Source organism: Flavobacterium fryxellicola, assembly GCF_900143245.1.
Taxonomy (GTDB): Bacteria; Bacteroidota; Bacteroidia; order Flavobacteriales; family Flavobacteriaceae; genus Flavobacterium; species Flavobacterium fryxellicola.
This window is the reverse complement of record NZ_FRDK01000011.1, coordinates 108,064-120,163: the sequence shown is the minus strand read 5'-3', so window position 1 is coordinate 120,163 and position 12,100 is coordinate 108,064. Positions and strand designations below refer to the sequence as shown.

The following is a 12,100-nucleotide window of genomic DNA, read 5'->3' as shown; positions in this document are numbered from 1 at the left end:
CTTCTTGTTCTTGACATAATTCTGCTAATTTAAGGTTTTTAATCCTATCTTAATTTAAAGCAAAAAATTGTACGTTTTTTGGGGAGCAGCATAGAGGATGAAATTGTAAATACCAGTAACGTTTCAATTAGACAATTAACCCCATATCTTTTTCTTGACAAAGAAGTTATTGACAGCAAAAAAATTATTCTTCATGGATTGGATGATCCTAATTCTGCCAAGCATATAATTGCTTCTTTGCCATATTTTTTAAATGCGGTTGATATTGAAGAATTACAAGCATTGAAAAAACTTAAAGGTTTAAAAAGGGGTATAGAGAATGAAGAAAAGAAAAAATTGACTTATGAACAATACCAAACACAATCAACGGAAAGTTCAATTACGCTTAACAATGAAGCTATTCAGGTTGGCCTATTAAAAGAAACAGATTCACTTGACGATAAAAAATCAACGATTGACAAACTCAAAGGTATTTTAAATTGGCAACCAAACAAAATTGTTTTTGAAAATGAGAAGTTATTAAATGAACTTCAAGTTTCAAAATCAGAAATTCTTTCAGAAGTAAATAATTTAAAGCGTAAAAAAGCTGCAGCAAATAAGAATAACTCTATAAATTCTGAATTCAAGTCGTTAACTGATAGACAGGCTTCAAAATTAGATGTAAGTGAATTATTTAAATTTGATGATGGAAATTGCCCAATCTGTGATTCTCATTTAGAAAAATCAAATGAAGTTTCTAAACTAATTGAGAAATCATTTCAAATTCTTAAAAATGAAAGTATAGTTGTAGATGAGTACAAACCAAAATTAGATAGTTATATAATTGAATTAGAATCTATTATTTTAAAAAAAATCGATGAAGCATCACAAATAGAATTACAAATTCAAAATTTAATCAAAGAATCAATAATTGCAAAAACACAAAAAGATGAAAACAACATAAAGTTGAGAGTATTGGGCCGAATTTCTTATTTTCTTGACAATTTAAAAGTAATTGAAGAATTTAATACCACAAAATTAAATCGATACTTAATTGAATTTAGTGAAATCAATCACAAGTATGGGATAATCCAGAGGAAGGAAAAAATACAAGAAGCTGAAAGATTCATCTCTAATATTGCTACTAAAAATTTGTCCGTATTACCAATTGATGAGAATTATAAGAATGATAGTATAAATTTTATTTCAACAAAACCAACAATAGAACTTTACAATAATGAGTCTGGCGAAATAGAGAAATTTCCATCTATAGGGTCTGATGAAAATTATCTAAGTATTCATTTAGCTTTTATTTTTGCATTGCATAAATTTTTTGAAATAAAGAAAAGTCCTGTGCCTGGTTTTATAATTTTGGATCAAGTAAGTAGGCCATATTATCCAAAAGACAATCAAGATCAAGATATTATTGATGAGGATAGAGATGCACTTGAAAAACATTTCAATTTTATTTTCGATCAAGTAGAAAAACAAAGTGGTTTACAAGTTATTGTTTTAGAGCATGCGTATTTGAATAAAAATGACAGATACAAAAAAGCAACAAAATATAAATGGCCTAGAGAGGGAGAAGAAAGATTAATTCCTCAAGACTGGCCTGATCATCAATAATCCTGCACCTAACATCTAGAGTTCGTTGCGTGTATTCATACCAACGAACAAGCTCTCAAATATAAAAAAATCTGATTAATGAAGCAAAAAATATTTCTTTCTAGTGTTCAAAAAGAATTTGCCCAAGAGCGAGAGGCATTGCATCGTCATCTATTGACTGATCCAGTGTTGCACTTATTTTTTGAGCCTATTTTATTCGAAAAGTTACCTGCCAATGGCGCGCAACCCATGGAGGTGTATTTGAAAGAAGTTACTCAGGCCGAGGTTTATCTGATTTTGATAGGAAAAGAATATGGTTTTGAAACACAGGCGGGTATTTCGCCTACGGAACTCGAATACAATCTGGCGCAAAAGGAACAGGTATTTTCCTTGGCTTTTATAAAGAATGATACCGAAGCAGAACGCCACCCAAAAGAACAAACTTTGTTTCGTAAAATTCAAAATAGCTTGTCTTATAAACGATTTAGCACTACAAACGAATTGTTATCTGAAGTAACCAAAGCCTTGGTGGTTATTTTACAACAAAAAGGAATTTTGCGTTCCACTGATTTTGATTCGGAAGTGAATAGTAAAGCTACACTTAATGCCATTGACGAAGACAAAGTGAATAACTTTATCAGTTTAGCGCGATACAAAAGAGGTTTTCCATTGCGTGAAGGAACGGCGTTGCCGAAAGTACTTTCTCATTTGAACTTTCTTTCTGAAACGCAACTTACCAATAGTGGGATTCTTGCCTTTGGGCAAAACCCACAACAGTTTTTCCCAACAGCAGTAGTCAAATGTGCACATTTTCATGGTTTGCGAGTAGCCAAACCTATTCCGGATCACAGAGTAATCAAAGGCGATGTGTTTACACAAGTAGATGAAGCAGTCGATTTTATTTTATCTAAAATTGCCGTTTCGGTAGGGATTCGTTCGCAAAGTAATCAAGCGCCACTGCAATATGAAATTCCACGAGCGGTAATTGCCGAAGCTATTGTCAATGCCGTTGCCCATAGAGATTATCAGAGCAAAGGAAGTGTACAATTGATGCTTTTTGCGGATCGAGTCGAGATAAGTAATCCTGGAGGACTTCCACCTGAACTGACATTAGATAAATTAAGAACAGACCATGCTTCCTATCCTAAAAACCCGCATTTGGCAGAAGCGATGTATCAAGCGGGATATATAGAACGTTTTGGAACTGGTACAGGTGAAATTCTCCATTTGTGTAAAGAAAATGGTTTACTAGAACCTATATTTAATTTAGAAGAAGGATTCAAAGTTACCATTTGGCGCCCAATTGCGACCACTGGACAAGCTACCGATCAAGTCACCGATCAAGTCACCGACCAAGTCACCGACCAAGTTAATGAGCTGATAAAAAGATTGATTTTGATTACAGATCAAGCCTATTCACGACAGGAATTAATGAATATCTTGCAACTAAAACACAATCCAAATTTCAGAGATAATTATTTAAATCCAGCAATGGAAGAAGGTTTCATTGAAATGACTATACCTGACAAACCGAATAGCACCAACCAAAAATACCGCCTAACTCAAAAAGGGCAGCTATTAAAAACAAAATTAGAATAAGATGAGTAGTCAAACCAACGAACAAGCCCTAGAATCTGCCATAGAAAAGAAACTAACGGGTGCATGAGTTGATCAAAAAATGAAATGGTATATGATCTATTTTACACCATTATCATTTTGAAATCTTTGGCTGTTGAGTGAATCTAGTTGCGGTTTCATAAATAAAATATAGAAATTTAAATCCCTATATTTACTTTAGAATAATTAAACACAGGCTGTGTGAAGCTTTTTATTAGGAAGCTTCGAAAAACGGATAGTAGAGAAAAAGTGCGCTCGAAACTTTAAAAAAAACAGAATGGAAAAATACGTACGACAATTAATTACAATAGAATTTGACGACAAAAAAGAAATCTTTAGTGGTTTTCTGATTGATTGGACTGAAGATTGGATTTTATTTAAAAATAATCCTTTCGATTTTATAATTGATGGCTATACGATATTAAAAAACAAAAATATAAAGGCAATTATCCAAGATAAGGATCACGAATTCACAGAAAGAGTAATTAAACTGAAAGGTTTAAAAACTAGCGCAACCGAAATAATTCCGCTTAAAGATGTGTCGTCCATTATACATTTTTTAGCAAATAAATATGAGATTTTTCAAATTGCAACAAAGTCAGATAAAGCTGTTTATCTCGGTAAACTTTTAGAGCTGAATGAAGAAGAATTGATTATAGATTTTTTGGGAACCGAAGGGAAATTTGAAGGTGAAATGAGTTTTAAGCCAAACAAAATTAGAGTGATAGAATTTGATACGGATTATATAAATTCTTTGAAACTAATTGTTAAAGAAGACAAGAAAAATTAAGTGGGAGTAGCTCCAGAAGCTCATAAGAGTTATGCATTTGAGTCAAGTACAGAAAAGAAACCATATCGTAGCTCGACAGTCGTATTATTCATACTTTTTTTTTCAATTGATTTAAGTTTGTTTAGATAGCAAAGTGTGTAATTCGCGAATTACACACTTTGCTATTTGTTTTTCATGAAAAAAGATAAATGCTAGGAACAGCACAGGATTTAAGCTGCATTTTCCATGAATTTTAAGTATTCAATTCGGGAATTACACACTTAGCTATTTGTTTTTTACAAAAAAAGATAAATGCTAGGAACAACAAAGGATTTAAGCTGCATTTCCCATGAATTTTAAGTATTCAATTCGCGAATTACACACGTTGCTATTTGTTTTTTACAAAAAAAAATAAATGTTAGGGATAGCAATGGATTTAAGGTCTAGTTACCGTAAATTTTAAGTATTCAATTCCCGAATTACACACATTGCTATTTGCTTTTTAGAAAAAAAGATAAATGGTAGGAAAAGCAGTAGATTTAAGAATTAGTATCGTTGAAATTAAAGTATTCAATTCCGGAATTACACACCATTTTTAATAGAGGGTTATTCTAGTTTCTCAAAATAAATCTGTTTTGTAATGACATGAAATATTTGAAAAAAGGAGGCGTCTCATTTTAAAATTTGTTTCAAATTTTGGGCTAGGATAAGGATAAAAAAAAAGCCCTTCGGAAATTCCAAAGGGCTGAGAATTGAAAATGAATTTATTTTTTTGATTCTTCTACAGAAACTTTTCTAAACTCTTTTAAAAGTTTCTCTAGTTCCAAAGTTGATTTACGAGCTCTTGGTCCGGCTGCTTTGACACCTTTCTCAATTAGTGATTGAGATTCTGTTTTGAATGTTTCGAATTCTGCGTTAATTTTTTCGATTAAATCTTTCATTGTAGTATATATTAAATTAGGGCGCAAAAATAGAATTTTGCTCCTGAGACAGAAATAATTTGATGTTAAATTTATACCCTGATTGTGAGATATAAGGCAATAAAGACAGATGGTGATTGATTACAAGTGATGTAAGTGTGATTGCTCGATTTTAATTTTATAAGGCATCATTTTCTAAATATCCTATTTTTACCTGTTCCAGCAGTTTTACATTGTCCTCGATCGTGTTTTGAAAAAACTCTGCCATAATTTTGGCGACATCACTGGAATGTATATCGATAGTATTTTTCTTTAATAACTTTTTTATCCGGTGGATTCAATTAATAAATGCGAATTCCTGATTATTGTTTAATAATTGTAAATATACTTCATTTGGAGAATCAAATTGATGCCTTTTTCGAGGTCTATTATTTAATTTTTCTACTACATTTTTCACCTGTATATCTGTTATCATTTCGAAGTTTGAACCCTTTGGAAAATACTGCCTGATTAAACCATTTAAATTTTCATTTGCACCTCTTTCCCAACTGCAATAGGGGTTTGCAGAGTAATAATCTATTTCTAAAGCTTGTGCTATTAATCCATGTTTTGCAAATTCCTTACCATTATCAGATGTAATCGTTTTTAAAAAAGGTTTCCAGTTCTCCAATAGTTCAATAGTGGCATTTTTGACAATCTCAGCATCTTTATTCTCTATCTTTTTCATTTGTAACATCCCAGTTGCTCTATCATTTATCGTTAGTAAGGCTCCTTTGTGGTCTTTTCCGATTACTAAATCAATTTCTAAGTCTCCAAATCTGTGCTTTTCCGCTACTTCAGTTGGACGATTTTCGATACCAACTCTGCCAACTATCAATCCTCTTTTATCTTTTAAAGCACCACGCTTCCGATAGATCTTACCTTTACTTCGCAGATGCTTGTGTAAATCGCCTGCGTTTTTCTTGTCATTTAAAATAAATTTATAAATCGTTTCGTGGCAAACACAATTAATACCTTCTTTTAAAGATTTCCCAACTATTTGTTCTGGTGAGTAATCGGCTTGGATTAGTTTGCTGACATAATCTTTAATTTCATTACTAAAACATTGATTTTTAGGTTTCTCTTTGTGCCTTTTATTACATTTTCGACTTGCTAGATCTGCTCTATAATTAGAGTTACGCTCGTCCGAATTACGTTTTATCTCTCTATATATAGATGAAATGTGCACGTTTATATCAATAGCTATTTGCGCTTTACTGACGTTTTGTTGCATCAGAAATTCTAATTTGTATCTTTGTTCAACGGTAAAATGCTTCATACTTTGCGAATTTTAGGCGAGGAGCAAGTAAGATAAATTTTTCCATTTCAGCAAACAGGGAAAAGAATTAATTTTCTTTTCTTTGTTCTGAAAAAATATTTCATCTTCATTTGCGATTCCTGACTTTCGCATTTATTAATTGAATTCAAGTCCTTAAAAAAAGGGCTTCGTTTAATAGAGCGATTTTACCCATGTCTCTCCCTAAAACTCTGGCAGCGATCCAATGGAGGTTGATATCTTTATCTCCAAAAAGATCACTATGGTTTTCATATATTTCATCGGCATACATATCAAAAAAATGTTTAAGGATTTTACTGTTGTCTTTGATATCGTCTCGTCTTATTTCGGGACGTTCTTGAAAAGCAATTAATTTGAGCAGTACAATGCTGGGTAAGGTGCAAAATTTAAAGCGGTGTTTTTCTTCTAGCTCAGCTTCCGGAAGACCGGAATCATATATTTCTTTGAAGCCTGGCATATTGAGACTGGTAAGGGCGGTACCTTCAACCGTTATATTTGAGGGTTTGGCTTCTATTTCTCCAAAAGGCATTAAATCTATTTGTACGAAGTTTTTCCATTTAAGGACAAAACCATTGCCTTTGTAAGGGATGAATCCTTCAACATTGATGAGATATTCTCTGAGATCCGCATAGGTGTTTTTGTCATTTATAAAAACGGCAAAATCGATATCTCCAGTAACTCTGCTGGGTGGTATATCGTTTATGGCAGTCATCCAAACATCGCGTGCCACGGCACCTACTAGATAAAAGTCTATATTGTATTTGTGCAACCCATTTTCTAATGCGGTAAGCATTTCTGAAATAACAGGTTGTTGTTGCAATTGCTTAAAACTGATCTTGTAAATACTCATCGTATATCTTTTGTGCGGTTTCTGTACATCTGCGGTCTCCTTTATTCATTAAATCGGCATAGGCTAGGAGCGGATGTACTGTGTTTGTGTTTTCTTGCTCGTCTCTCCAAAACTGTTTAAATACTTTGATATTGCCTTCTAAGTCCGGAACGAGGCGGTAATTTTTCATTAATTCGCTTGTTTCTTCGTTGGTATACAATGTAAGTTCCTCCGGTCGTAAATAATTGGTGAGAAGATCACCTGCTGGTTCGCCACCCCAGATTGTTTTTCCTTTTTTTAGAGGAATATCTTTCCAGTTATAAAAATCATCTTTATTCAGGAAACGAAATGTTCCTATCACCAAGGTTGGCTTGAGGCGCTTTTCATATTCCAGTACCCATTTATCTAATAATTTTTTTTTGTTCTCGATCTGGAGTTCATTCTTGGTTAGCTGTAGTATAAAACCATCCTCTTTTAAGCCATTGAATATGGTGTTTAAAGTACCAATTCCGGTATCCGTTACTTCAGCAATCTCGCGGTAGGTACTGTTGATACAATCCTTAATGAGAAATTGATAAATTACTTTTAATCCTGTTTTAGTAAAGGCTCTATTGGTTGTTTTATGTTTTAATTCAATAGGGGTATTACCATCAATGTAGAGATAGATTTCATTTTTATTCAGAAATATATTGCCATTAGCTTCTAAGTAGGCAATATTTCTTTTCCGCAGCTCTTCTTTTATCTTTGGAAATATACGTTGCGCTATAATAATAAAAGGATTTTTTGTAACAGCCAATTCTTCTATTTTGAAAAGATGTATGTTCCGAAGTTCTCTTTTAATTTCTGCATATAGTTCAATGGTATGTTGATTCAAGTGCAGGAGTAGTTTTCCGTCAATTGTGCTGTCATTGTTGCTTTCTTTCCACTCCACAGTTATAGCACCGCTCTTTTGGATATTATTTATGGCATACTGTATGATTTCTTTTTCATTCATCTGTTCACTTATTTTCATTGTTCACGAAAACGTGAACAATAGTATTTAATGAACAAATATACTATTATTATCTTTACAAACTATAAATACTTTACGAATGCCCTTTTTTGAGTTCTTCAATAAAATAGGTGGGTGGCATCCCAGTTCTGGCAAAAAAGGCATTGGCAAATCGTTGCGTACTACTAAAACCCACCTCTTCCGCCAGTGCCTTATTAGTGAACTTTCTCACCATTTTGTCCTCTTTCAATAATTGAATTAAATAATCAACTTTAAGATCATTTATATAGTCAGTAAATTTTTTTCCTCTAGAATGGGATATTACTTTTGAAAGATATTTTGGATTCGAACCAAAAGCAGCGGTAAGTTTTGCTGCTGTTAAATCTTTTTCCAAAAATTTTCTATCCTTCTCAAACTTTTCCAATTGTTTCATGAGTGTAGTTACCGTGTCTTGATTTATTTCATTTATCCCATTAGTATTAGTTTTAGGTTCAACAGGAATTTCAGACTCAATTTTCATCATTAACTCCTTAAATTTTTGCTTGTATATTCTCTTATTCCTAATAAACAGATAGCCGATAAGCAAGAGCGACAAAAATAAAAGAGCAATAATACAGATGAAAATGATGTCATTATATTTTTTCTTGTTTAATGCGTTTTCAATTTTTTGCTTCTCCAACAACATTTTGTGGGGATCATACTCTTTGGTAATTCTACTCGATAAATATTTAAATTTTTGTAATACGATACTGTCTGCCTTAAGCAATCTATTGATGTAATAAAGTTGAATATTTAAATGGCCTTTTGACTTGTAGTAATGAATCAATAACCGATAGTTCTCAAGAAGATCAGGGCGAATGTATCCTTTATCTTTAAAAATAACATCCACTTTTTTGAAATAGGATAGCGCAACTTCCGGCTTCTTTAAACTCCAATAGCTTTTTCCAATATAGAAATAACCAACAGCCTCGTTTGCAAAGTCTTTTTTGTTCTTAATTGCTGGCAAAGAGCGGGCAATCTTCTCAATAGAAATAGCATAATTATTTTTGAAATACTGATTAATTCCTTCCGAATGATTAAAATAGGCAGTCATTTCGGTATTGGCTAATTTTTTCCCCTCTAGAATACCCTTCTTATTTGTATCTGTACATAATCCATAATTTCCAATGTGGTTGTAGCATAACCCAAGCGAATGGAGTGAATTTAGATACCCTCTAGCATTATTTTCTTTAAAATAACTAATGCATTCGTTGAATAAGGAAATTGCCTCTTGATAGTACCCTAAATAATATTTTATTTGAGCAATATTGTATTTCACCTTAAAGATTAAATATTGATCATTCGTTTTTGAAATGTAGGCATCTGCTAAAAGATAATTATCTAAGGCGTCAGTATGCTTTTTTTGGGCATAATATTCAATTCCTTTGGATAAATACGAAGCACCAATTAACTCATTTCGTTTCGCTTTTTTTGCAGCAAATATCATGCTGTCAGCATAAACGAGCTTTAAAGGACTAGGGGAGTAATGTACATAGTTTTTATAGCCATTTATAATTTCCTCTGAATTTTTTTCTGATTTGGCCTTGAAGAGAAAGGCCTGAAGATATAATTTCTGTTTTGCAGTGTCAGAATCTGACATTTCTATTCGGTCAAACAAATAATCAAAATTGGCATTTTTGAGTGAATCAGGAATTTTATCTGTCTTGTTCTGTGCATAAAATTGGCTAGCGAAGCAAACAGACACTATTAGTAGATACTTTTTAATCATAGGTAGAATTAAAAATGAGGGACTATTTATTCTAGAAAAATTTCTCTAAAAGCTACTTTATTAGTGCAATTTTTTGAGATTAATTGTGAATAAATTCTATCAAATATAAGATAAACAATTGTTAAAAGGTATGATTTTATAAAAAAAAAGGATGTGTGGATTTTCTGAAAATCCATATCGTTTTTTTCGAAAATCCATACGTAACCAGTTGTCAAGCCGAAATCCTACCTCTAGCTTTGCCTTGAATTCAAAAGCAAAAATATTTGGCATAGTGCCAAATTAAAGTTCTGCTGACCCGGGTAAAATGAACGGACTATTAATTAGTCGGTCACATTTAACACATTTTAAAAATGAAAAATACATCATTATGGTTAGTGATTTTACCATTACTAATTGTTTCTTGCACCAATGACAGTATTAATGATACGGAGCGTATTGAAAATAAAGTCGGTAATAAGAAATCAGGAAAATTGAATCGTACAATGCAAAATTTGAGTCCTGAAAATTCAGCAAATGCATATGATATTGCTGGAAAATTACACAATGATATCCTTGAAATTTATTTGACGGGGAACTATCAGTATACTACAATTGCAGAGGTAAATCAACAGATTGAAAGCATTGTTGCTGCGAATACTAATTTAGTAGCTTTAAACTTAAATGAAAATAGTGCAGTTGATCTTGAAGAGATTAACGAGATTATTACTAATCCACAATCCAAACTAGAGGGTGCTATTGCGAACTCTTCTATGACAAGCATTGCTAAATTGAGCCTTTCCAATTTTATGAATACAATTACTACTTTGGAAAATGAGGAATATGAATCCCTATATCAAACCATAGTTTCGTATGAATCATCTGTAATGACTGATCCACAATTTACTAGTGAGGATAAAAGAATTATTCTTACAACATCATCTGTAGTGCGGTATTCCCTTTATTTTGCGAAAGAGCGTAAAGATAAAGATTGGGATTCCTCTGTCGGCAACCGCGCTGGTGGCTTAAGTGGAGCATTAGAAAATTCTTCTACAGCTATAACTAGGTCACTAGTAACAGGAATTCTAATAAATAATCTCCTAGCAGACTAGTAATGCACCGATTTGTTATGATTGAAAAGGAAATAATATACTTTTTCAGTGTGTTTTTGATCCTCTTTAATCTAGTTAGCCTTTATTTCATTGTAGATCTTTTATCCTACGATGAAATAATGGGCTACTTTTCAAATGGGGAGATAAAAAGTGATAGCCCACGATATGTAGCTTTTATACTTCTTGTGGGTTGTACTTCAAATTTACTATTTGTTTCAGTTTCATTAATGGCTAGGATTCTTTCTAAGCCTACTATTGAAGATCTTGAAAGTAAATAAGCAAAGACTACTTAAGATATTAAAATTGAAATCCGATAAATTTAATTGTTTTGGTAAGCAAAAAATCAAAGTATTTTAATGAAGGTTTACAAGTGACTTTTTTTGAAGTGATTTACTTTAAAAGTGCGCTACGTCAACTACTGATTTTAGAACGTATTTCAATACTATTAGTCAACGATGGATTTATTTCTGTTGAAATTAACAACAGAAAAATGAGTATTTCCAAGAATGATATCCTAGTGATTCCCAAAAGAACAATTGTTGAAATTTTGACAATAAGCAATCCATTACAAATTTGTCAACTATCGTTTACTTCCGAGTTTACGTTCGAAAATAGTCTGAAAAAACCACATATAGGATATTTTGAATTTTTTATTACCATGTATCCTCCAGCATTATCATTGAAAAATAAGGAGGTTTTACGTGTAATTAAATTATTTAAATTGTTGGATTGTAAAACAAGAAGCTCTAATAAACATGTTTTTAAAAAAGAAGCTGTATTGTTTAGTTTTAACTTATTACTATACGAACTAGCAGGAATTTATAATAAATATTATCAGCATATTCCTGTTGTGCATACAGGAAAAGAAAAACTGGTTGTTCAGTTTTTTAGAATTTTAGAAATTAATTGTCGATCGCAGCATCATGTACAATTTTATGCGGATGCATTATTTATAACACCCGGACACCTCACCAAGACCGTCAAAGCAGTTACTACTAAAACTGCAAAGCAATTTATTGAGGAAGCGCTTATTTTAGAAATTAAAATAGTACTTCAAAATAATGAATTAACTATTGCAAGTATAATAGAAGAATTGCAGTTCCCAAATGCTTCATTCTTCAGCAGTTTTTTTAAAAGGTATACTGGTTTGTCTCCAACAGAATATCGTTTAAGACTAAATTTATAATGATTAACTATA

General features: G+C 32.2%; 10 protein-coding genes. 5 read left to right on the top strand and 5 right to left on the bottom strand.

Annotated features, from left to right (window positions below):
* Positions 1–78: 78 nt before the first annotated feature.
* The 3 genes from BUA03_RS14290 (at position 79) to BUA03_RS14280 (ending at position 3,991) form a co-directional block, all read left to right on the top strand.
* The gene (locus BUA03_RS14290) at positions 79–1,605 is read left to right on the top strand and encodes a DUF3732 domain-containing protein (RefSeq protein WP_066076349.1); all 1,527 of its coding nucleotides are present in this window, start codon (positions 79–81) and stop codon (positions 1,603–1,605) included.
* A 78-nt stretch (positions 1,606–1,683) separates the two neighbouring features.
* The gene (locus tag BUA03_RS14285) at positions 1,684–3,183 is read left to right on the top strand and encodes a Fic family protein (RefSeq protein ID WP_066076346.1); all 1,500 of its coding nucleotides are present in this window, start codon (positions 1,684–1,686) and stop codon (positions 3,181–3,183) included.
* Between the two features lie 295 nt (positions 3,184–3,478).
* Positions 3,479–3,991 (top strand): hypothetical protein, encoded by a 513-nt coding sequence (locus tag BUA03_RS14280; RefSeq protein ID WP_066076343.1) that lies wholly within the window; start codon positions 3,479–3,481, stop codon positions 3,989–3,991.
* 743 nt (positions 3,992–4,734) lie between these two features.
* Here BUA03_RS14280 and BUA03_RS14275 read toward each other — a convergent pair.
* The 5 genes from BUA03_RS14275 to BUA03_RS14255 all read right to left on the bottom strand — a co-directional run bounded on the left by BUA03_RS14275 (position 4,735) and on the right by BUA03_RS14255 (position 9,814).
* The gene (locus BUA03_RS14275; RefSeq protein WP_066076340.1) at positions 4,735–4,911 is read right to left on the bottom strand and encodes a histone H1; all 177 of its coding nucleotides are present in this window, start codon (positions 4,909–4,911) and stop codon (positions 4,735–4,737) included.
* A 316-nt stretch (positions 4,912–5,227) separates the two neighbouring features.
* The gene (locus BUA03_RS14270; RefSeq protein WP_066076337.1) at positions 5,228–6,208 is read right to left on the bottom strand and encodes an IS30 family transposase; all 981 of its coding nucleotides are present in this window, start codon (positions 6,206–6,208) and stop codon (positions 5,228–5,230) included.
* A 145-nt stretch (positions 6,209–6,353) separates the two neighbouring features.
* Complete coding sequence (locus tag BUA03_RS14265; RefSeq protein WP_066076333.1) at positions 6,354–7,076, bottom strand: hypothetical protein; 723 nt, start codon at positions 7,074–7,076, stop codon at positions 6,354–6,356.
* On the bottom strand, positions 7,051–8,067 hold the full coding sequence (locus BUA03_RS14260; protein ID WP_245792679.1) for a type IV toxin-antitoxin system AbiEi family antitoxin: 1,017 nt from the start codon (positions 8,065–8,067) through the stop codon (positions 7,051–7,053). Before BUA03_RS14260 ends, BUA03_RS14265 begins: the two co-directional genes overlap by 26 nt.
* A 73-nt stretch (positions 8,068–8,140) precedes the next feature.
* Positions 8,141–9,814, bottom strand: a complete 1,674-nt coding sequence (locus BUA03_RS14255; protein WP_066076330.1) for an AraC family transcriptional regulator — start codon at positions 9,812–9,814, stop codon at positions 8,141–8,143.
* A gap of 350 nt (positions 9,815–10,164) precedes the next feature.
* Here BUA03_RS14255 and BUA03_RS14250 point away from each other — a divergent pair, with 350 nt between their 5' ends.
* Both BUA03_RS14250 and BUA03_RS14240 read left to right on the top strand, forming a co-directional pair.
* Positions 10,165–10,902 (top strand): hypothetical protein, encoded by a 738-nt coding sequence (locus BUA03_RS14250; protein ID WP_066076327.1) that lies wholly within the window; start codon positions 10,165–10,167, stop codon positions 10,900–10,902.
* Between the two features lie 328 nt (positions 10,903–11,230).
* Positions 11,231–12,088: a helix-turn-helix domain-containing protein gene (locus tag BUA03_RS14240; protein WP_066076321.1), complete on the top strand. Its 858-nt coding sequence runs from the start codon at positions 11,231–11,233 to the stop codon at positions 12,086–12,088.
* Positions 12,089–12,100: the final 12 nt, after the last annotated feature.